At 47.1% G+C, this 20,543-nt stretch carries 20 protein-coding genes and 1 riboswitch; of the genes, 4 read left to right on the top strand and 16 right to left on the bottom strand.

Annotated elements, in window-relative coordinates; genetic code table 11:
- The first annotated feature begins 123 nt into the window (after positions 1 to 123).
- Positions 124 to 1,185 (top strand): NAD(P)/FAD-dependent oxidoreductase, encoded by a 1,062-nt coding sequence (locus QP794_RS18880; RefSeq protein WP_285078470.1) that lies wholly within the window; start codon positions 124 to 126, stop codon positions 1,183 to 1,185.
- Here QP794_RS18880 and QP794_RS18885 read toward each other — a convergent pair.
- Positions 1,182 to 1,436, bottom strand: a complete 255-nt coding sequence (locus QP794_RS18885) for a YuzB family protein (RefSeq protein ID WP_024632663.1) — start codon at positions 1,434 to 1,436, stop codon at positions 1,182 to 1,184. The two genes, QP794_RS18880 and QP794_RS18885, sit on opposite strands and share 4 nt — an antisense overlap.
- Before the next feature lie 80 nt (positions 1,437 to 1,516).
- Here QP794_RS18885 and QP794_RS18890 point away from each other — a divergent pair, with 80 nt between their 5' ends.
- Positions 1,517 to 1,762, top strand: coding sequence for a NifU family protein (locus QP794_RS18890; RefSeq protein ID WP_024632664.1), 246 nt, complete (start codon positions 1,517 to 1,519; stop codon positions 1,760 to 1,762).
- A gap of 140 nt (positions 1,763 to 1,902) precedes the next feature.
- Here QP794_RS18890 and QP794_RS18895 read toward each other — a convergent pair whose 3' ends face one another.
- The gene (locus QP794_RS18895; protein WP_079347696.1) at positions 1,903 to 2,682 is read right to left on the bottom strand and encodes an SDR family oxidoreductase; all 780 of its coding nucleotides are present in this window, start codon (positions 2,680 to 2,682) and stop codon (positions 1,903 to 1,905) included.
- A gap of 324 nt (positions 2,683 to 3,006) precedes the next feature.
- Here QP794_RS18895 and QP794_RS18900 point away from each other — a divergent pair, with 324 nt between their 5' ends.
- Positions 3,007 to 4,005, top strand: coding sequence for a DUF2167 domain-containing protein (locus QP794_RS18900; RefSeq protein WP_285078471.1), 999 nt, complete (start codon positions 3,007 to 3,009; stop codon positions 4,003 to 4,005).
- Positions 4,006 to 4,170: 165 nt separating this feature from the next.
- Here the strand turns inward: QP794_RS18900 and QP794_RS18905 are convergent, their stop codons facing one another.
- The 6 genes from QP794_RS18905 to QP794_RS18930 all read right to left on the bottom strand — a co-directional run bounded on the left by QP794_RS18905 (position 4,171) and on the right by QP794_RS18930 (position 9,704).
- A complete protein-coding gene (locus QP794_RS18905; RefSeq protein WP_094937473.1) occupies positions 4,171 to 5,007 on the bottom strand; it encodes a MetQ/NlpA family ABC transporter substrate-binding protein in 837 nt (278 codons plus the stop codon).
- Between the two features lie 79 nt (positions 5,008 to 5,086).
- Positions 5,087 to 5,746 (bottom strand): methionine ABC transporter permease, encoded by a 660-nt coding sequence (locus QP794_RS18910; protein WP_024631237.1) that lies wholly within the window; start codon positions 5,744 to 5,746, stop codon positions 5,087 to 5,089.
- On the bottom strand, positions 5,747 to 6,781 hold the full coding sequence (locus tag QP794_RS18915) for a methionine ABC transporter ATP-binding protein (protein ID WP_285078472.1): 1,035 nt from the start codon (positions 6,779 to 6,781) through the stop codon (positions 5,747 to 5,749). It abuts the gene before it with no gap.
- A gap of 128 nt (positions 6,782 to 6,909) precedes the next feature.
- A riboswitch (SAM riboswitch) is annotated at positions 6,910 to 7,052 on the bottom strand.
- A 127-nt stretch (positions 7,053 to 7,179) separates the two neighbouring features.
- On the bottom strand, positions 7,180 to 7,908 hold the full coding sequence (locus QP794_RS18920; RefSeq protein WP_285078473.1) for a Cthe_2314 family HEPN domain-containing protein: 729 nt from the start codon (positions 7,906 to 7,908) through the stop codon (positions 7,180 to 7,182).
- Between the two features lie 215 nt (positions 7,909 to 8,123).
- On the bottom strand, positions 8,124 to 9,074 hold the full coding sequence (locus QP794_RS18925; protein WP_256984611.1) for a COX15/CtaA family protein: 951 nt from the start codon (positions 9,072 to 9,074) through the stop codon (positions 8,124 to 8,126).
- A 285-nt stretch (positions 9,075 to 9,359) separates the two neighbouring features.
- Entirely contained in the window at positions 9,360 to 9,704 is a 345-nt protein-coding gene (locus QP794_RS18930) for a thioredoxin family protein (RefSeq protein WP_079347704.1), read from the bottom strand.
- Between the two features lie 142 nt (positions 9,705 to 9,846).
- On the opposite strand from QP794_RS18930, the gene QP794_RS18935 reads away from it, so the two are divergent.
- Positions 9,847 to 11,127, top strand: coding sequence for a DUF2515 family protein (locus tag QP794_RS18935; RefSeq protein ID WP_285078474.1), 1,281 nt, complete (start codon positions 9,847 to 9,849; stop codon positions 11,125 to 11,127).
- A gap of 173 nt (positions 11,128 to 11,300) precedes the next feature.
- Here QP794_RS18935 and QP794_RS18940 read toward each other — a convergent pair whose 3' ends face one another.
- The 8 genes from QP794_RS18940 to QP794_RS18975 form a co-directional block, all read right to left on the bottom strand.
- Positions 11,301 to 12,929 (bottom strand): putative polysaccharide biosynthesis protein, encoded by a 1,629-nt coding sequence (locus QP794_RS18940; protein WP_024631243.1) that lies wholly within the window; start codon positions 12,927 to 12,929, stop codon positions 11,301 to 11,303.
- 60 nt (positions 12,930 to 12,989) lie between these two features.
- On the bottom strand, positions 12,990 to 13,430 hold the full coding sequence (locus QP794_RS18945; RefSeq protein WP_052016655.1) for a DUF456 domain-containing protein: 441 nt from the start codon (positions 13,428 to 13,430) through the stop codon (positions 12,990 to 12,992).
- 54 nt (positions 13,431 to 13,484) lie between these two features.
- The gene (locus QP794_RS18950) at positions 13,485 to 14,234 is read right to left on the bottom strand and encodes a Cof-type HAD-IIB family hydrolase (protein WP_285078475.1); all 750 of its coding nucleotides are present in this window, start codon (positions 14,232 to 14,234) and stop codon (positions 13,485 to 13,487) included.
- A gap of 283 nt (positions 14,235 to 14,517) precedes the next feature.
- Positions 14,518 to 15,390, bottom strand: a complete 873-nt coding sequence (locus QP794_RS18955) for a metal ABC transporter permease (RefSeq protein ID WP_285078476.1) — start codon at positions 15,388 to 15,390, stop codon at positions 14,518 to 14,520.
- Positions 15,390 to 16,349 carry a metal ABC transporter permease gene (locus QP794_RS18960; RefSeq protein ID WP_285078477.1) on the bottom strand — a complete coding sequence of 320 codons (960 nt, stop codon included), beginning with the start codon at positions 16,347 to 16,349 and terminating at the stop codon, positions 15,390 to 15,392. Before QP794_RS18960 ends, QP794_RS18955 begins: the two co-directional genes overlap by 1 nt.
- 3 nt (positions 16,350 to 16,352) lie before the next feature.
- Entirely contained in the window at positions 16,353 to 17,174 is an 822-nt protein-coding gene (locus QP794_RS18965) for a metal ABC transporter ATP-binding protein (RefSeq protein WP_024631248.1), read from the bottom strand.
- Positions 17,175 to 17,203: 29 nt separating this feature from the next.
- A complete protein-coding gene (locus QP794_RS18970) occupies positions 17,204 to 18,151 on the bottom strand; it encodes a metal ABC transporter solute-binding protein, Zn/Mn family (RefSeq protein WP_285078478.1) in 948 nt (315 codons plus the stop codon).
- Between the two features lie 239 nt (positions 18,152 to 18,390).
- Complete coding sequence (locus tag QP794_RS18975) at positions 18,391 to 20,364, bottom strand: peptidoglycan D,D-transpeptidase FtsI family protein (protein WP_483311926.1); 1,974 nt, start codon at positions 20,362 to 20,364, stop codon at positions 18,391 to 18,393.
- Between the last annotated feature and the right edge of the window lie 179 nt (positions 20,365 to 20,543).

A 20,543-nucleotide genomic window follows, 5' to 3' on the forward strand; every position in this document is an offset into this window, starting at 1 on the left:
TTTTAAATTCCTATTTTCAATCATTTCAAATAAAAAACAAAAGGAGCAGCTATGTTATTGCATAGCTGCTCCACAGGTTACAGCCCCGTTCACACGGGACTGATGCAGAAAGGAAGCCAAGTCATGAAAAATTTCGTCATTCTCGGAGGCGGCTATGGTGGCCTCACAATTATTAAAGAACTTTTGGAAGGCAAAATCCCGACAGATACACAAATCGTGTTGGTGGACCGGAGCCCATTCCAAGGATTGAAGACAGAATATTACGCACTCGCAGCAGGGACCGTATCCGACTATGACCTGCGCATCCAGTTTCCAGTGAGCGACAAAGTCACTTACCGTTACGGAGAAGTAACTTCGATTGACCTGGAACAGCGTCAGATTGAATTTGAAGGCCAAGACCCGCTGGAATATGACAAGCTCGTAATTGGACTTGGATGTACAGACCGATTCCACAATACGCCTGGAGCAGAGGAATACAGCTGTACCATTCAAAGCTTCAGCAAAACACGGGAAACCTACCTTCGTCTTAACGAAGTCAAAGCGTATGGTAACGTGCATATCGTCGGCGGTGGATTGAGCGGCGTTGAGATGGCTGCCGAGCTTCGTGAGAGCAGACCGGATCTGAACATCAGCATCCTGGACCGTGGTGAACGTGTATTATCCGCTTTCCCGCAGCGTTTGTCCGCTTATGTTCATGAGTGGTTTAACGAACATCAGGTCGAGACACGTGGACATATCGCCATTTCACATGTTGAACCACATGCCATTTTCAACCGGGATGAAGAAATTCTAACGGATGCGGTAGTCTGGACTGCCGGAATTCAGCCCGTAAAAGTCGTACAGGATCTCGATGTGACAAAGGACCCACAAGGTCGTGTCGTACTGAACGAATATTATCAAATTCCACAATATACCGATGTCTATGTTGTAGGTGACTGCGCCAGCGTGCCTTACGCACCAAGCGGTCAGGCTGCCGAAGTACAGGGCGAACAAATCGCTCATATTCAGCATGCCCTCTGGAAAGGCGAAAAGCCCAATCCGCAGCCACTCAAGCTTCGTGGCACACTCGGTGCACTCGGCAAGAAGGCTGGGTTTGGGCTAATGGGCAAAACGTCTATGATGGGGCGTGTGCCACGTATTTTAAAAAGCGGCGTGCTCTGGATGTCCAAGCGTCATCTCGGTTAATCGAGATCAAGCTCAGCCCAGGCATCGGCTTCGGCAATTTTGGCCAATATTGCGTTATATAAATCCTCCACTTTGTCGGTAATGACAAGCTCGCCATTCACCAGTGCAAATGGAGTCATGTAACATTGGCCGCAATTGCTGAGGCAGCCGTATTCTATCACATCATAGTCTGGATTTTCTTCCAGTTGATCCATGACTTCATCTGTGCCAAAATGCATATTGTTGGCACAAAATTCAATAATCGGTCTCATATAGGTTCACCTGCTTTGTTTGACCATTTTATTTTATGGCCATTTGTAATATAATATAGTGAGGAAAGGAGTTGAAAAAAATGAGCGAAAACGCACAAAGCACCATGTACGATGAGGTATCTGAAGTGCTTGACAAACTTCGTCCGTTCCTGCAACGCGATGGCGGTGACGTGGAACTGGTCGACGTGGAGGACGGCATCATTAAGCTGAAACTGGTCGGTGCCTGCGGCAGCTGCCCAAGCTCCACCATTACCTTAAAAGCCGGGATTGAACGCGCCCTTCTTGAAGAAGTTGAAGGTGTCGAAGAAGTCGTACAAGTATTCTAATCAATCCTTCACGAAATAAACCTCAAGAGCCTTTCGCTTCGCATGAAGCGGAGGGCTCTTTTTTGTGCAATGAAGAAAGTCCTTTTTTCCCGTGGCCCTACCCTTTCTTCACCTTGTATTTCAATTCATGATAAATCGCCTTAGGCATCCTCACGCAGGATGTTGGGACGAATCGGATCAAGTCCTCCAGATACATCCATAATGTTGCCTGTTATAAAATCGGAATGATCGAGACACAGATAGGTGATCACTCGCGCAATATCTTCACCACTTCCGGGACGTCCTCTTGGCGTTTCCTCGTCGGTAATTCCTGCCATCTCATCAATCGTTTTTTCCTTGTTGGCACCGCGAATATCACCCGGACATACCATATTAACCGTAATGCCGTAAGGAGCTTCCTCCACAGCAAGTGTCTTTGTAAATGAAACGAGACCTACCTTCGCCGCAGCATACACCGCTCGATGAGGCCATGATCTTGCTTCTCCCGCATGACTGAAGCCAAAATGTATAATTCTGCCCCACTGCTTGCGCCGCATCTCCGGCAATACACGCTGATCCAGCAGCATCGGTCCAAGCAGGTTTCCTTGCACAAGCATCTGAATCTCAGCTTCCGAATATTCGGCAAATAGTCGACGTTCACGGACAAACGGACCGGCGTTGTTCACCAGAATATCAATGCTGCCTAACTTCTCTTCGACCTGTGCAACCAGCATGGTGATCTCTTCTGTCTTGGAAATATCGGCCTGGACGGCAATACACCGCACACCCTTGGCTATGATTTCAGCCTCTAATGCCTCGGCTTCCGTACGACTGTGTACGTAATTCAGGGCAATATGGCACCCCTGGTCCGCCAGACGAAGAGCTGTCATTTTACCAAGACCTTTGGCACTTCCCGTTATGAGGGCAATCTTTCCCTTCACGTTCATCCCCCTCTTCAAAGAGCAGTCACTTATCCAGTATAAAAGATTTATCATTCCCTCACAACTCGCGTTTCCCACCAATCTGTACCATTTGCAAGAAAGTGTAAATTAAGGACTAAATACTTATCTTTCAAACAATTAAAATAAATTGAATTAGGTCTTTGGAAGCAAAATTAACCCTTTATATCCATATTTCCCTTGTCTGGTCCGGATGCCTATGGTAATGTCGATAAGTCCTTATTTTCTTATGAATATAACGACACAATACATATGTTCATGTAAATGACAACATTGCATGACACCTTCGAAAGGGATATAACGCAAATGAAAAGATGGTTAGCCTCTCTACTCGCAATTTTGCTTGTCGCCTCATTTCAAGCTCCATTCTCGACCACAGCATCTGCAGAAAGTGAAAGCAATAGTTCCACCGAAGATTATCAATGGATTGATGGGCCGTCAAATGTAGTACTTGATAACAAAGCAACATTAACCGTAGCTGAAAATCTTTCCTATCTCGATGCAGCTAACACCCAACGGTTTCTGGAGGACACGGACTCCTTCCCCAACGGAACGGAAATTGGAAGTATCTATGGCGCCGGTGAAAACTCCAACTGGTATGTTATATTTGAATATAACGATACCGGCCATGTCGATGACAGTGAAAAGGACGATCTGGATGCTGATGAACTGCTCGATAGCTACAAACGAGGTACAGAAGAGCAAAATGAGAAAACCACACCCGAGAATCAGCTGTTTATTACCGGATGGGAGATTGAGCCCGCCTATGACAGCACCAAGCATCAACTGATCTATTCTCTTGGTCTTGAGGATGCAGAGCAGGCAAAACTCGTCAATTACAATGTGAACGTACTCACCCGCGAAGGGTACATCGGTGTTATTCTCGTTACGGATAGTGCCAATTTTGAAGAAAACCGCAAACAGTTTGAAAGCTCTGTGCTTAATCAGCTCAACGTGACCAAAGGAAACACGTATGAAGAGTTTGATGCATCCGTAGACAAAAAATCTGAACTTGGCCTAACCAGTCTGATTCTCGGTGGTGCTGGTGTGGCTGTAGCCAAGAAAGTCGGATTATTACTCTTAATTAAAAAGGGATGGTTTGTCATCGTTGCCGCCATTGTTGGCGCTTTTGGATGGATTCGCCGGAAGCTGACTGGCCGCAAAAAGGATGCTGACCCAGGAGATCAGAATTCGCTATCTCCTACCGAAGAAGCTTACCAACAGCATGCTGCTGGACAGGAGTCCACAGACTATGACAGCCAACAGACAGATGGACGTTCGGATACTGATCCGAATAAGCGTTAAATCTTATAAAGTAAGGTACTTAAAGTGCTCTACATCGAAGCGCTTAACATGATGTACAAAACAAAACGCCCTGCCTTCTCTAAAAAGAGAAGGCAGGGCGTTTTGTAGTGGCTCCATAAGAAGTGGAGCCGGGTCTACCATTAAATTTCAACTTAATCGTTTAGCTTAAAACGCAGGTTCTACAGCACCTTGATAACGTTCTTTGATGAATTTTTTAACCTCTTCGGAATGCAGGGCTGCAGCCAGTTTTTGGATGGCATCTGCATCTTTGTTATCTTCACGGGATACGAGGATGTTTGCATAAGGGTTACCTTGCAGGTCCTCGATCAACAGCGCATCCTTCTCCGGGTTTAGATTGGCTTCCAGCGCGTAGTTGGCGTTGATGAATACCAGGTCTGCTTCATCCAATTGGCGAGGCATCATGGCTGCATCCAGCTCGATGATATCCAGGTTTTTTGGATTGGCTGTAATATCCTGAATCGTTGAAACGATATTGGTGTCATCTTTGAGCGTAATCAAACCTTCTTTGGCCAGCAACAACAGTGCACGTCCACCGTTGGACGGGTCATTCGGAATCGCTACTTTGGCGCCGTCTTTCAGCTCATCCAATGATTTGATTTTTTTGGAGTAGCCAGCAAATGGCTCAACATGCACAGGTGTTACAGCAACGAGGTGAAAACCACGTTCTTTGTTCTCTGTATCCAGGTAAGGCTGGTGTTGGAAAAAGTTCGCATCCAACTGTTTATCTTCAAGTTGTTGGTTAGGTTGAACATAGTCATTGAAAGTCACAATTTGCAAGCGAATGCCTTCTGCTTCGAGTTCAGGCTTGATGCTTTCCAAAATTTCTGCATGTGGTGTAGGTGATGCTCCCACTTTCAATTCGACGGTGCGCGGTGCGCCTCCAGCATTGTCAGCGCCGCTGTCGGAATCCTTGTTGTTTCCGCAAGCCGCAAGAACCGCAATCAGCAAAATGCTAAGTAGAGCAAAAGACCATTTTTTCATGTGTAAAACCCCTTCTCCAATAATTTTTTTTGCATTTTGCACCAAGTCGATACCGAATTAGGCAAATGCTATATATGTGTTATTTCCTGGTGAACCATTTAACCAAACGATCGCCAGCCATCTGAAGCACTTGCACCAGAATGACCATAAATACAACAGCTATAATCATAATTTCATTCTGATATCGATAGTAGCCATAATTTATTGCCAATGTTCCCAGCCCTCCACCACCAACCATTCCCGCCATCGCCGTGTAGGAAACGAGGGTAACGATGGTAATGGTAATTCCGGCTAACAGACCCGGCAATGCCTCTGGCAGAAGCACACGCCTTACAATCTGTCCGGTTGAAGCTCCCATCGCCTGTGCCGCTTCGATGACGCCTCGATCCACTTCACGCAGTGTAGTTTCCACCAACCGGGCAAAGTATGGAGCAGCGGCAATGACGAGCGGTGGTATAACGCCCAGTACGCCTGTAGCTGTGCCGACCAGTGAACGTGTAAACGGAATGAGTGCAACAATCAGAATGATAAATGGCACTGATCGCAGAATGTTTACAATAAACGAAAGTATAGTGTACACCACTTGAGACTTGATTGAAGCCGACCTTGCTGTCATGAACAGCAATACGCCCAGCGGCAAACCAATGATGATCGTGAACAGGCCCGATGCTCCCAGAATTTGCAGTGTTTCAATTGAAGCCTTACCGATTTCTTCCCAACGTACTGTTGAAAAATCCATTTAACGAAGCACCTCCACATCAAGTCCCTGGTCGATTAACTCATGAATGGTAAGGTTAATCTCATCCGACTGTCCCTCAAACCGAACGGTCAGCTGCCCATAGGGAACTTGTTTGATCGTCGAAATGGTGCCTTGCAAAATGGCGAAATCCACTCCTGTTTTGCGAACCGTTCTGGACAAAATAGCCTCATAGGTTTTATTGCCCAGAAAGGATATTTTCACAAGCTTAGAAGATCCGTCCGTCTGCAATGAAACATCTGCACTCGCCAGAGCAGTCTCTTCCAATGCTATCCCCACCTCATGGTCCCGCATCATAAAGTCACGCGTAATTGCATGCTGCGGCTTGAGGAATACTTCCGTCACCGGCCCTTGCTCCACGATGCCTCCCTGATGGATAACCGCCACCTGATCACAGATATTCTGAATCACGTGCATCTCATGGGTGATCAGAACAATGGTGAGGTTGTACTTTTCATTGATATCCAGCAACAACTTGAGAATCGAATCAGTTGTCTGGGGATCAAGTGCCGATGTGGCTTCATCACACAGCAGCACGTTTGGATCACTCGCGAGTGCTCTCGCAATACCCACCCTTTGTTTCTGTCCACCTGACAGTTGGGCCGGATATTTATTGCTGTGGTCCTCCAGTCCAACCAATGCGAGCATTTCCTTCACTTTCCGATCCATTGCATCCTTGGGAGTATTGACCAGCTTCAAAGGAAAAGCCACATTGTCATATACCGTAGCTGAGGATAACAGGTTAAAGTGTTGAAAAATCATGCCGATCTTACGCCGTTGTTGTTGCAAATCGGTCTTGCCCAGACTGGTTAAATTGATGCCATCCACCCAAACCTCGCCGGCCGTCGGGCGTTCGAGCAAATTGATACAACGGATCAATGTACTCTTGCCTGCACCGGAATGACCGATAACTCCGAATATTTCACCCTTGCGGATATTCAAATTTAGATCCGATAAGGCCGTCGTACTTTTTGAACCTTTACCGTACGTCTTGGTTAAACCTTTTAATTCAATCAAAATTACTTACTCCCTTCCACTGCTTACATGTATCTTTACCCGAATGAAAGGAAAACTCCCCTTCGATGTACAAAAAAAGAGCCCCTTTTGCAGAAACAAAAAGGGCTCTTCACGTGAAAGATTATACCTTCTCATCTGCCAAAATTGTGCCTTGCACACATTTTGTAGGAATTAGCACCTAACATCTATAAAGAATGACACAGCTGTCATGCAGTTATAAATCGGTTGCCGGGCTTCATCGGGCCTGTCCCTCCGCCGCTCTCGATAAGAAATATTTAATTTATAAGTTCAGTAGTTATAATGATAATGTCATAAATGTTAATTCCATCTAACTGTCGATCAGGAACTCAGTATAATCCAAGTATTCCGATTTGTCAAAGGGAAATATTTCAAAATAATTACTTTCCGGATTGAGTTGTTCCTTGCTTATGCCACTTCTTGTTGATGTAGCCATACGCTGCTTTTAACGTCTCACATACCATCTCCACACCCTGGCGGAGTTCCAAGAGATGCTGATCCAGATCCTCCAGCTTCACTTTCCCTTGCAAAGTCTGGTGCAGCTGCCACAGATCATCCTGCATTTCGGAGTTCATGTAATGAATCTCCATGTTTCGTCGTTTGCGCAATTTGCTCATTGGCTCACGGTAAGAGTCTTTAATCTGGATCAGTTCGTTGGCAAGATCATGATGCAGCTTGTCATATCCGAACTGTCTTAATACGGTAAAATAAGAAAAATGGGTTTTAACATTGGTCGTATTTAGCTCAAATATTTCATTCAACACTGTACCTAACTTATCCAGAATGGCAAAACATCGGATGAAGCCATCCTTATAGAAGTAGACATAACGGGCATATTCCGCTTTTTCGGGTAACGTCATATCATCCGTAGAGCCTGCTTTGACTTTCTGACGAAAATGGGAAGCAGCAAAACAGCTCTGTTCCAGCTCATCCAGCGAGGAGATGAGTCCCTGGGTCCACACATACAGTTTACGATAATCATGGGTTGGATCATGGTCCACATGCATCTGTCGCTGAAATAACTCAAGCGTATCCGCCATCGCTTCTATTGCATCCTTCAGTATCCCTTCGTTTTTACGCGGCTTTTCACCCAGCAACGTTCGCAGCATATATAGCCTCCTCTTTCCACTCTGCAGATCATCAAAATAATCATAATTCATCATATTTAAACAAAATCGGAATCAGAGTAAACGTATGACCGCTGCTTACAATAGGGTGCCCTGACACGCCTGACATCAAACAAAGTTCACCTGTCCAATGATGTACATCATCGGATGGTGAACTTCACTGGATTCATCCCCTGAACGACAATAATTCGGATATATTAGAACCGGTTAACGGGCCGATGCAACTTGTACACCAGGAAACTCATATAGGTTAGTACACCGAATAAAATGGCAATATCGAGCATATGCGCCAGCGCCACGAACATGTACACTTCCGGGCGATTCATCGTAAGCATCAGTCCAAAACCAATGACCACTTGCAACAGAACCAGCACAACAGAAATGACACCTAACGCTCTTAGCTCTGTGTTATCCGGATGTTTGCGATACGCAAAATGACCGAGGATTGCAATGACAATCACTAATGAAACAGCCGCAACCCGGTGAGCGAAAGCAACCGCCACGCCTCCCGAGAGCTCGGGAATAATCTGTCCGTTACAGAGCGGAAAGCCGGAACAGCCTCCTGCCGAATCCGTATGGCTCACGAATGCCCCAGTATATACCACGAGGTACGTATAGATCGTAGAGAACCACACCAGATTACGAAAACCTTTACTGACCCGCGGATATCGATTGAGTCGTTCCAATCCACCGTGGCGAACCTCCTGCCGAATACCAAGCGCCATCATCAAGGAGCTGGCAAAGGCGATCAGTGCAAAGCCGAAATGCAGTGCCATGACTGCGGAAGATTGGGAGAAAACGACGGCAAAGGCCCCCATAATTCCCTGGACGATAACAAATATCAGCGTTAACAATGAAAACAATTGCAGGTCACGGCGTGATTTGCCAAACCGTAAAAATGCTACAAAAGAGGCTATGGACAATAGCCCTGCCAGTGCGCTTACAGCGCGATGGGAAAATTCAATAAGTGAGGCAACAGTGTGCGCAGGCACAAGTTTTCCGTTACATAAAGGCCATTCTGCACCACAGCCGAGGCCTGATTCCGTTCGGGTTACAACGCCTCCGCCAAATGTAGCCAGAAACATGACAAGACAGGTTAATACGGTTAACCATTTAAACAAGGTTAAGTGCTTCAATTTTTTTCTCACCCGCTGTTGGTTTAAGATGGCGAAGAACTACATCCTCCGCTTGATTCGATACTTTGACACTTATTTCACAACTAAATTCATTATACCGGATAAATGTGTCATTGACGTCGCGCTTTGTGACAAAATGTTAACGTCTGTCGAAAAACTGACCCTCCATTTATTAGGACCTATGTACATCACTAGCTTCCCCGAAAAATGTTAAAAATACAAACGCCACTTCCCTATTTCAAGAGAAATGGCGTTCCTTTAATTATAACCTTTTACATAGTGAAGCTGTCATACTTTTTATTGATGAATCGTGTTATATACCTCAACTGCACGCTGCAGGAATTGCTCAATCTCTTCTCTCGACTTGCGCAGTTTGTTCACATATCGAACGAGTTCACGGCCATCCGTGTAAGCTACAAAGCTTGGAATACCAAGGATATTTTGCTCTTCGCTCACTGTCCCCACCTGATCCACATCGACCTCAACCAGTGTCAGCTCACGTGCAAACTGCTCTTCAACTTCAGGCATAAAGGGATCGATGAACTTGCAATCACCACACCAATCCGCCTTAAATACGGCTACAGTTAAACGCGGAGATTGGATCGCCACATCGAATTCCGGTTTGGATGTTATCTTTTCCATCACAGCATCTTCCTTTCTATACCTTGTCTTATTCTCTAAGTGAAGCAAATTGCGGAGTGGAAGTCAAATATTCAGCGCATACTTAAATCAACAGCATTAAAAAACAAACTGTATACAGATGATCAGGAAAGGATGTCATGTCATGACTTCCATTAAAACGAATGCCTCCGAGTCTGCCCATCACGGGTCGATATTGCATATGGTTCGATCCATCCCAGGTGCGGCCCGGGAAGTGTGGCGGGGTAAACAGGCGGCTTGGCAGGCCTCTGCACAGCTTCGTCATCCCTTGCGTGATATGGCTTGGGACTCTGATATGGCTGCTGCCTTACAAACTGAGGTGGAGCGCATGCTGCCTGGCAACGAAAGTGGTTTTGCCCGACATACGCTCAGTGCACTGGTCTGTGAAGAGGACTGCATTATTCTGGAAGAGATTAAAACCTTAACGCAGGAAAACAACCGAAGTAACATTACTCGCACGGCAGCATATCTGGAATGTTATGAACAGTATCCAGAGCTGCATTGGGCTCTGCTTGCCCATATGGTGTCCCGCAACGGAGGGTACCATATGACCGATCTTCAGAGTGATCTTATGCACAATCTGCAAAATCAAACCGACCGTGAGCACATGTACCGATTACTTGAGCGTTGTAATGCACTCATTTTCCAGGATGCGTATCCCCAGCTTCTGTTGTATATGAACAGCCGCCGAATCGGCCGAAGCTGTTTTCATTTGTTGTCCCATTTTCATGTATCGGCGTTCATGACACCGTTCTGGGAACGATTTTGGCTGGAGCGATGCAGCTCGCTGCTGAGTGTGGCGTTAATTATTAATGAGCAGAACTATATCGAGAGCCGGGTGGTGCAGCATCCTTATTTTCAAAAAGAAGTGCTGTCCAAACCCGCATTCCATCTGCATAACCTGGCTGGGCTGAACCACATCGTGTTCCCACTTGGACGTGGAAAAGGTCTGGCAGGCCGGGTAATTGAACATTTTGGCAAGCTGGATGAGCGAATTATGTTTGGCAAAGGCTTATATGCGATGCTGTTTGGGGTCGAACAAGTTTTCACACAGGTGCTGGAGTTTGCGCGCTCGGTTCCTCACCACGGTTCACGTGCTGAATATTGGCCCGGTCTGTTCACCGCACATGAAGATGAAGCCGGAGAAGATGAGTTATATAGCCAGGAGCTGCTGGATCAGGAATGGCTGGTGGAAGGACAACGACTATATAGTCCTGAACTGATGGCCGTATGGGGTGATACGCCGTATGAACCGATAACAAGGCAGGATTGGCTTCAAAATCGCGACTGTCTCGGTCATCTCACAATCCCGCGCCGCCCATGGCTGTTCGAGATGAGTCATGAACATCGGTATGGCATGCTGAAAACCGCATTGGCCCATGATGCCCAAACCTTGACGCATTAAGTGCGGTCACCCATACAAGGACATCGTCTAGAAAGTGGAACGTGAACCCTTATCGATTAGCTTCTTAATTCAGCCATCTTGGACATACAAAAAAGCCCTGTCCGCTATAATAGCAGACAGAGCTTGTACTTATTTCAAACAGATAACGAAGTTGTGAATTGTATGCTGAATAGTTATCCACGTTGCCCAGCTCCACGTTGAAGACGCATGAGCGGACGGAGTATTTTTTGCAAAATACGAGGGTAACTGCCCAGCTCGTCTTTACGAAGCACACGCAGAACAACCATGAGTACCAGATACACAACCACCACAAGAGCTCCCACAAACAGACAGGTAACGAGGAAAGATACACGTGTTGGCAGGAATAAATCAAAGATGGAGTTCCCGGCCCAGTTGGCCGCAAAACCAACACCCGCCGCAAGCAGTACGGTAATGATGAATCCTTTCCAGCGATCACCCATGATCGAGAAATCAACAATTTTCCGAAGCACCCGCAGGTTCAGGTACGTAATAACCAGGAAACACAATGCGGTCGCAATAATGATCCCGTAGATGCCAAAGATCGGAGCCAGAATCAGGCTCGCTACGAGTTTGACCACGATACCTGCTGCCACACTGATCATTGTGATCCGTGGTTTGCCCACCCCAAGCAAAATGGAGTTAGTGGTCATCATCGTAATTTGGAAAATGGTACCGAACGTCAGCAATGTAATGATGGGTGTCCCGTCTGGACTGGTGAACAGCAACCCGTTAACAGAATATGCAGCCGCACATAGAGCGATAACGATTGGCATTCCTGTCAGAATCGAAATGCGCAAAGCAAGCGTCACCTGATTCTTCAGATGAACCTCATCCTTGCGTGCAAAAGCTGCTGATATAACTGGCACAAGCGATTGACTCAGAGCGATAGCCAAAATTGGAGGAATACCTGCAATACTTTGGGCCTTGGCACCGAGGATCGCAAGTACACCTGTCGCTTCTTCCAGTCCAATCCGACCGCTAAGCAGCGGAACTACCAGCGATGAATCGATAAAGTTAATTGCCGGAACAGCGAGTGAAGATAATACAATTGGAATCGAAAGTTTGAATATATCACTGTAGATGCCCCTCATAGGCAGTTGCTCTACACGCTCGTAATTCAATTGGGCTGCACGATCATTTTTGCGAAGCTTTAAGGTGAAGTACAGCATGACAGCAAACGCACCGATGCTTCCGAATACGCCCCCAAATGAAGCCCCAGCGGCAATCGTTTGATCATCGTAATTCCATTGCAGCATAACAAACGCCACGATAATCGCTGTCCCCACGCGTGCAAACTGCTCCACAATCTGTGAAATGCCGCCTGCCGTCATGTTGCCGCGACCCTGGAAATATCCACGCATCATGGCGATGGCTGGAAAGAGCAGGAGCGCTGGAGCCAAGGCTCGAATGGCGCTCACCGATTCCGGTACTTTGGACACGTATGTCGCATAATAAGGTGCCGCGAACCACAATAAAGCAGACATGACTACCCCGGCTACAGCCGCAAAGATCAGGGCTGCACGGTAGATTTGTTGTGCTTCACTTGCGCGTCCCAGCGCATAACGTTCCGACACCATTTTACTAAGCGTACTTGGTATACCCGCTGTAGCTACAGTTAACAGCATTAAATATACCGTATTGGAGATGGTAAACGATGCGTTACCGATATCGCCGAGGATATGCTCCAGCGGCACCCGCTGAACCAATCCGAGTACCCTCGCGATCAGTGCAGCGGCCGCCAGAATGAGCGTCCCCTTAATGAATGTTTCTTTCTTAGACAAGCCAATTCCCCTTCTTTCCCCCACACCGACGTGCATCCAGATGAAACGACTTCCGAACGTCTATGCGAATCTTACGACCCAGATAATAAACAGGACGATCATGACGATTTGCAAAATAATTTTCATGACGGTGCTTGTAAACAGCCCCACCACGGAACCAAATCCGACTTTGGAAGCTTTGGAAGGTGAAGACCCACCGATCAGTTCCCCGATAAAAGCACCGATAAACGGGCCCAATACCAGTCCGAACGCCGGAATGACAAATGGACCAATGATGACACCAATCGTACTGAGCGTTGTTGATAATTTGGAGCCGCCGAATTTCTTCACACCCCAAGCACTGACGACATAATCAGCCACGAACAACACAACTACGATCAATATCTGGATGATCCAGAACCATACACCGAACGGATCAAAGCTGAAGAACCAGCCATAGACCAGAAACGCGAAGAAAATCGCGATAGCACCAGGCAGTATGGGATACACCGTTCCTGCCATCCCTACCGCAAACAGCAGTACAATTAAAATCCAGCCAACGGTTGCGAGCAAAGGTTATTCCCCCTTCAAAATATGTTCACGGATGACTTCGACAATGCCATCTTCGTTGTTGCTCGCTACGATCAGGTCAGCCGCTTCCTTCACCTGCTCCTGCGCATTACCCATGGCAACACCAAGACCCACAGCTTCAATGACAGCCAGATCATTCAAGCTGTCTCCAACAGCGACCACTTCGGACATCTCTATGCCCAGCAGCTTGCAGACTTCAGCTACACCGCTCGCTTTGGATACACCGCCAGGGTTAATCTCAATATTAACAGGTGAGGAGTTCGTCATTTGCAGGCCGCCCATTTGTTGCAGCTCCATCATAATCTGGTGACGGACTTCATCCACTTCGGTATTGAATCCGAATTTCAGCCATTCCAGACCTTCGATATTGTCTGTCCAGCGATCACGGTTGAACAGCTCTTCAACGGAGTATGCCCAGTACCAGCTATTATATTTTTCGCCTATCTCCTGCATTTTGCGGATCAATGCCGGGTCCATCAGATGGCGCATATGCAAATCATGCGGAGCTTTCCAGACTTCACTGCCATTGACCGTAATCATCGGTGTCTCCAGCCCAAGCTGTACCGCATAAGGCATCGCATGAAAAACGGCTCTTCCTGTTGAAAGGCACACATGCACTCCCCGGCGAATGGCAATCTGAATCCATTTGGCCGTTTCCTGTGTAATTTCATGATTATCGTTAAGCAGTGTTCCATCCATATCCAATGCAAGCAATTTGTATTTTAGTTCACTCATGCTGTATTTCCTCCTTAATGGTCTCTCTACTTCTCCCTATCCAACATACTCTCACAAAAAGATCGCCCGGCATTCGCGTAGGCGGATGCTCCGGACGTCACAGCTAACGACATTTTACCACAGATCGTCGGCCTGCAACAAAGTAACCCGCGATGTGGGTGAACCTTTGCAACATTGCAGCAGGTGTCTGTTCCATGTCGTAGACCTGTCCCCTACAAGATAAATAGTGTCGGAACCCATGAAAAAACCGCCTGCAATGCAGGCGGCTTCTACGCTTTATCTATTAACGTGCCGCGAATTTGCGACGAGCATATCGGAAGATAATACCATGCTTTGGAGAAAGCAGCAGGGCCAGAACAAACAGAATGCCGGCTACCGCCACCATGCAGCCTGCAATAGAAGCATCCAGGGCGTAAGCCATGATATAGCCTCCAATCGAGGAAGCTACTCCTACAAGCACGCTGTACAGAATCATTTTGCCCAGTCGATCCGTGAGCAGGTAAGCCGTCGCCGCAGGAACAATGAGCATGCCAACAACGAGAATGGAACCTACACTTTCAAATGAAGCCACCGATGTCATGGAAACGAGCCCCATAAGCAGATAGTGGAACAGCACCACCGGAATGCCGCAAGCCGCAGCCAGCGCCGGATCGAAGGCACACAACTTGAATTGCTTGTAGAACAATCCGATCACAACGAGGATCACCAGCAGCGTGATGCCAAGCATCCAGACCGCCCTAGGTCCTACATCCGTTCCCCCCAGGGTCAGGGTATCCCACTGCACATAAGCGATCTCACCGAACAATACGCAGTCCAGATCCAGGTCGATATGCTGGGCGTTGAGACTGATGAGAATGACACCCACTGCGAAGAGCGCCGTAAACACAATCCCAATGGAAGCATCAGACGATAGTCCTCCAGCCTGCAAGCTTTGAATGAAGAACACCGTCAGTAATCCAAATACCGTTGCACCGAGCAGCATCCATAGTGAATCACGTGAGCCGCTCCACAGAAAAGCAATTGCTATACCCGGGAGAACCGCATGACTGATCGCATCTCCGACCAGAGCCATCCGCCGCAGAATCAGGAAACAGCCAAGAATAGCGCAGGCGGAGGATACCAGAACGGCCGTTAATATAATCCAGAACGTTGCCATTACAGTTCACCCCGTTCCTGCTGTGCTCGCTGTGCAGACAGTGTCTGGAGTGTAGCACGCTCTTCTCTCAAATAAGTGGACTTTGCCTGAATGCTGCGCAAACGACGGGCTAATAATCCACGACGCGGGGCAAGCAGTGCGGAGCCGGCAAATAATACTGTAGCTGCCAATACCGTCACAGGCCCAGTTGGCAGATTAGGCACTAGTGTGCTGAAGATCGTACCTGTCGCACCGCTCAGTGCTCCAAATACGCCGGCCAACACTACCATAAGCGAGAGCGAGTCCGTCCAGCAGCGGGCCGCTGCTGCAGGAGTCACCAGCAAAGCAGCGACAAGCACCACGCCCACCGCCTGAATCCCCGCAACAACCGCTATAACGGTCAACAGCAGAATCAGTTGTTCCAGCATGCCAACTGGCAGTCCCATGCCCCGTGCAAATCCCGGGTCAAAGCTCACCAGCTTGAATTCCTTGAACCATGCAAGACAAGCAATCAACAATACAAGACAGACACCACCCATGACATACACATCCGTCATAACCATGGATGCGGCCTGACCAAACAAGTATTTATCGAGTCCGCTCTGGCTACCGCTGGCACTGTGCTGAATCCGAGTAAGCATCACTACGCCAATTCCGAAAAATACAGTCAGCACAATCCCCATCGCCGCATCCTGCTTAATCCGGGAATACCGTGTAATCCACGATATGCCGAAGGTCGCCACAATTCCAGCGACGAGCGCACCGAACAGAAATAATCCTACGGATTTGGTTTCCGTCAACATAAACGCGATACAAATCCCTGGCAGAGCTGCATGAGCCAGCGTATCCCCCATAAGACTCTGACGACGCAAAAATGTAAAGGAACCTATAATTCCACTACTGAATCCAAGCAACAAGCAGCCAAGCAATATCCAGCGTGTATTGGGGTCGGACACGATGGCTACAATCCAGTTCCACATGCACTACACCTGGCCTTTCTCCGTCCGGCTTCCGATCATCGCTATCCGGCCTCCGTACGTCTCTTGCAAAGTATCCGGTACAAATACTTCATTCGTTGGTCCACCTGCAACCAGCCGTCCATTGAGGAGTAACACATGATCAAAATATTCCTCTACTGTTGCCAGATCATGGTGAACAACCAGTACGGTCTTGCCTTGCTTCTTCAACTGTTCCAACAGTGAAATGATGGCTTTTTCCGTTGTGGCATCCACACCTGCAAATGGCTCATCCATGAAATACAGATCGGCATCCTGTACCAGTGCCCGTGCCAGAAAGACACGCTGCTGTTGTCCACCGGACAGCTGACTGATCTGGCGGTGCATATAGTCGCCCATTCCCACTTGCTCCAGACAGTGAGCTGCCAGATCCCGTTCTTTTTTGCCTGGACGACGGAACCAGCCCAGATGTCCATATCGCCCCATCATGACAACATCGAGCGCGTGAGTCGGGAAATCCCAATCCACGGATTCCCGCTGAGGCACATAGCCGATCCGGCGACGCTGTTCTCGGTAAGACTGACCAAAAATTTTCACTTTACCGTGCATTTTAGGAACTAGTCCCAGAACGGCTTTAATCAAGGTTGATTTCCCGGCCCCATTGGGACCCAGAATGCCAATCAGCTGACCTTCTGGAATGTCAAAAGATACCCCACTAAGCACCGGTTTTTTATGGTAAGCTACCGCCAGATCCCGAACACTAAGAGGAGCTGATGTAGGTTGCGTTCCCTGCAAATGGTTAGCACTAGGTTGTGACTGAGATTTTTCCGATAAAATTGCTTCACTCATATTCTTTCACTCCTCTCTTATATGATTTATCACTTTAATGCTTCTACAATCGTCTTAGTGTTGTGGCGAATCATGCCGATATACGTTCCTTCTTCCGTTCCCTCAGCACCCATTGCATCCGAGAACAGTTCTCCACCAATGCTTACCGTATGTCCTTTTTCGGCTGCCCCGGCAATAATCGCTTCCATTGCCTTTGCCGGTACGCTGGATTCTACAAATACAGCCTTGATATGGTTATCCACGAGGTAATCCCGCAGCTCACTAACATCCCTCGCACCATACTCGGCTGCTGTACTGATTCCTTGAAGCCCCATCACTTTCATGCCATAGGCTTGGCCAAAGTAACTAAAGGCATCATGCGCCGTAACCAATACTCGACTGGCTTCCGGAATCTCCTGGATTTTTTCCCGCACTTCGTTATCCAATGCTTCCAGTTTCGCTAGATATTGCTCTGCCTGGGTCTTGTACTCCTCTGCATGTTCCGGATCTGCTTCCACGAGTGTATCGCGCACAGCCTCTGCCGCATGCATCCAGTGGCTGACATCAAACCAGACGTGTGGATCGTATTCGGTGCCGCCTGTATCTTCTCCTGATCGCAATTCATCCGCCGGAATTTTCTCCGAGACAGCCGTTACTATTTTGCTCTTGGACATTTTCTCCAAAATGTCTGTCATTTTACCTTCGAGGTGCAGTCCGTTGTAAAAAACGACTTTCGCTTGCTCCAGCTTCCGAATATCTCCCTGCGAAGCCTTGTACAAGTGAGGATCGACACCGGGGCCCATCAGCCCGGTTACGTCAACATATGCCCCTCCGACCTCACGCGCTACATCCGCAATCATGCCTGTTGTGGTTGTAACCTGTACCTTCCCCTCACTGCCTTCCGTTTCCGCTGTACTTGAGCAGGCCGTTAGTACGATCACCAATACAACAGCAGCAAGCGTCATCAAACCTCTCTGAATGCTCCTCATCTTCACCATTAACAATCTAAATCTCCCCTTTCCCTCTACTAACTTAATTGTCCTAATCTAATTTTGTTGTACATGGTATTAAAATTTATACAAGACTAATAATGTTTCCCTTGTGCAAATTTTAGCTGATGCAAAAAAAAAAGGCAAGGGATAATTTCCCCTGCCTGTCCAAATGAGTATGATGGCCATTTAATTAGCTTGTTTGTCTTTTTTGCTTATCTGTCCTAATTCTTCTGCGCTGCTTCACGTTACTCTGTATCTTTCGCCTGATTTTTCTTCCCTTTTGGAGTTCCATCAAGGCCATATACTTCATCGTATGCATCGAAGATTTTGCGTGCGATTGGAGATGCGCTGACCGATCCAAAGCCACCTTCGGGAACAACAACGGCTATAGCCAGCTTCGGATTATCCCGTGGTGCAAATGCGATAAATACCCCGTTTTCCTTCTTGTTTGGTCCTGTTCCCTGCTCCGAGGTTCCTGTTTTTCTCGCATAATCGTAGGGGAAACCTTCAAACGAACTTACTTTAGTGACCATACCCTTATGCACTTCATTCCAGTATGCATCAGCAAAATCAACCTCATTTAACACTTTTGGTTTGATTTTCTTGACCACATTCCCATCAGCGTCACGGATTTCTTTTACCAAATGAGGTTCCATCCGTTTACCCTTATTCGCAAGCATTGTGGTATATTGTGCAAGTTGAAGTGTTGTATATTTACCTTGCTGACCAAATGAGGCAAAAGCGAGACGTGTCAGACCCGATTCATCTTTGTTTTTATACTCTAGTCTACCCAGGAATTCACCGGGTAAGTCAACACCAGTTGATACACCCAAGCCAAATTCCTTCATGTGCCTGTCCCAAATATTAATCCCTTCATCCGATCCATATTTATTTAACAGTCTCTTACCAACCATATCAATCATAAAGGCATTGGAAGATTTCTCAATAGCCCGTCTCGCTGTAATATTGCCATTATATGCAGAATGGGAGTTCTTCACTTGTCTCCCGTCTTTCCCTAAAATGGCATATCCCTGGTCGTGATACGTCTGCCCCGTCGTAAATAGGCCTTCTTTCAATCCAATCAATACACTGAGTGGCTTGATTACGGAACCTAGCAAAACAACGGATTCAGTATGTTTTTTCGTATCGTCCGGCGGAAAGGAAGCCATCGTTCCATTTCGAAAAACATACTTGATCTTGTCATAATCCCAGTCATTCGGATCATAGTCCGGCATACTCGCCATAGCCACTACATTGCCTGTATCCACTTCCATGGCTACCGCGTATCCTGTAACAGCTTTTGGCAACTTCCTCAATTCATCTGTAATAGCTTGTTGTGCAACCATCTGAATCTCCTTGTTGATGGTTGTAATTAGACTATACCCCTTTTCAGGTGGGGTCAGATTCATCGTCCCGTCCGGCAAATTGCGTGCATCAATATCAATGGACTGGTAGCCGCTACGCCCACGAAGTTCCTCCTGATATTGCAGCTCCAATCCGTCAAAACCAACTTTTTCTTCTTCATGGTATACAAGGCCCGGATCTCGCTGGGTACTCGCAGATTCACGAATGGCTTTATATTTTTTAAGGGTGTCCGGTGCCCGCTTGAATTCTCTTGTATAGCCGACCACCTGAACGGCTACCCCATCCGGATCGTATTTTCGGACATTTTCCTCAAGGACCATAATGCCCGGAAACTCTGCTTTTTTCTCCATGAAATAAGCAATTTCTTTTGTTGTTAAATCGGATTTGACCAGCCTTGGTACATATCCAAATGTCTTCTGATAATCCAAATCCAGTCGCCTCACAATCTCTTCTGCATCTGGTTGTTCTTTGTCCCCCGGGTTAAACTTCTTAAACACAGCCGCCAGTTCATCAGCAAGTTCCTGCGCTTCCTGCTTGCGGTCATCATTTCTATAATCCTCATACAATAATACATAGAGGGATTGTACAGGTTCCGAATAAGCCAGTGCGACTTCCCCTGTCGCATCATAGATTGGACCACGAACAGGGGCGAGCGGAATATCTTTGGTATTACGGCTGGTCTCCATATAGGTCAGTTCAGGTCCCTCGACAAATTGCACAAAGGCTAACCTGAAAATAAGGATACTGAATATCACAAACGCAGCGAAAAAAAACATGTTCATTCTTACACTAGACGGCTTGTTGACCGGTGGATCTTCATTGGACATTTTCTTTTTCCTCAATCGGTTAAACATGGGATAAGCCTCTCCGTTCTTATGTAAAAGTAGATTAATCAATCAGCACGTTTTGCATCATTCAACTCAAATAACATCCTTTCCTCATACAAGTCTATCAAAGGTCAACTGCCATGTCCTCCAGATTTTGGTTACATTTTCGTAAACAGAAGAGACCTAATGTCAATTTTCCTGAAACA

This window comes from Paenibacillus sp. UMB7766-LJ446 (genome assembly GCF_030226665.1).
Lineage (GTDB): Bacteria > Bacillota > Bacilli > Paenibacillales > Paenibacillaceae > Paenibacillus > Paenibacillus vandeheii.

Excerpts from the sequence above, each read along its gene's own strand:
- QP794_RS18935 (WP_285078474.1), top strand. The coding sequence starts at position 9,847 with ATGACTTCCATTAAAACGAATGCCTCCGAGTCTGCCCATCACGGGTCG.
- QP794_RS18945 (WP_052016655.1), bottom strand. The coding sequence starts at position 13,430 with ATGGCAGGAACGGTGTATCCCATACTGCCTGGTGCTATCGCGATTTTC.
- QP794_RS18930 (WP_079347704.1), bottom strand. The coding sequence starts at position 9,704 with ATGGAAAAGATAACATCCAAACCGGAATTCGATGTGGCGATCCAATCT.
- QP794_RS18880 (WP_285078470.1), top strand. The coding sequence starts at position 124 with ATGAAAAATTTCGTCATTCTCGGAGGCGGCTATGGTGGCCTCACAATT.
- QP794_RS18965 (WP_024631248.1), bottom strand. The coding sequence starts at position 17,174 with ATGAGTGAAGCAATTTTATCGGAAAAATCTCAGTCACAACCTAGTGCT.
- QP794_RS18905 (WP_094937473.1), bottom strand. The coding sequence starts at position 5,007 with ATGAAAAAATGGTCTTTTGCTCTACTTAGCATTTTGCTGATTGCGGTT.
- QP794_RS18920 (WP_285078473.1), bottom strand. The coding sequence starts at position 7,908 with ATGCTGCGAACGTTGCTGGGTGAAAAGCCGCGTAAAAACGAAGGGATA.
- QP794_RS18890 (WP_024632664.1), top strand. The coding sequence starts at position 1,517 with ATGAGCGAAAACGCACAAAGCACCATGTACGATGAGGTATCTGAAGTG.
- QP794_RS18975 (WP_483311926.1), bottom strand. The coding sequence starts at position 20,364 with ATGTTTAACCGATTGAGGAAAAAGAAAATGTCCAATGAAGATCCACCG.
- QP794_RS18955 (WP_285078476.1), bottom strand. The coding sequence starts at position 15,390 with ATGGCAACGTTCTGGATTATATTAACGGCCGTTCTGGTATCCTCCGCC.
- QP794_RS18900 (WP_285078471.1), top strand. The coding sequence starts at position 3,007 with ATGAAAAGATGGTTAGCCTCTCTACTCGCAATTTTGCTTGTCGCCTCA.
- QP794_RS18970 (WP_285078478.1), bottom strand. The coding sequence starts at position 18,151 with ATGGTGAAGATGAGGAGCATTCAGAGAGGTTTGATGACGCTTGCTGCT.
- QP794_RS18910 (WP_024631237.1), bottom strand. The coding sequence starts at position 5,746 with ATGGATTTTTCAACAGTACGTTGGGAAGAAATCGGTAAGGCTTCAATT.
- QP794_RS18950 (WP_285078475.1), bottom strand. The coding sequence starts at position 14,234 with ATGAGTGAACTAAAATACAAATTGCTTGCATTGGATATGGATGGAACA.
- QP794_RS18885 (WP_024632663.1), bottom strand. The coding sequence starts at position 1,436 with ATGAGACCGATTATTGAATTTTGTGCCAACAATATGCATTTTGGCACA.
- QP794_RS18960 (WP_285078477.1), bottom strand. The coding sequence starts at position 16,349 with ATGTGGAACTGGATTGTAGCCATCGTGTCCGACCCCAATACACGCTGG.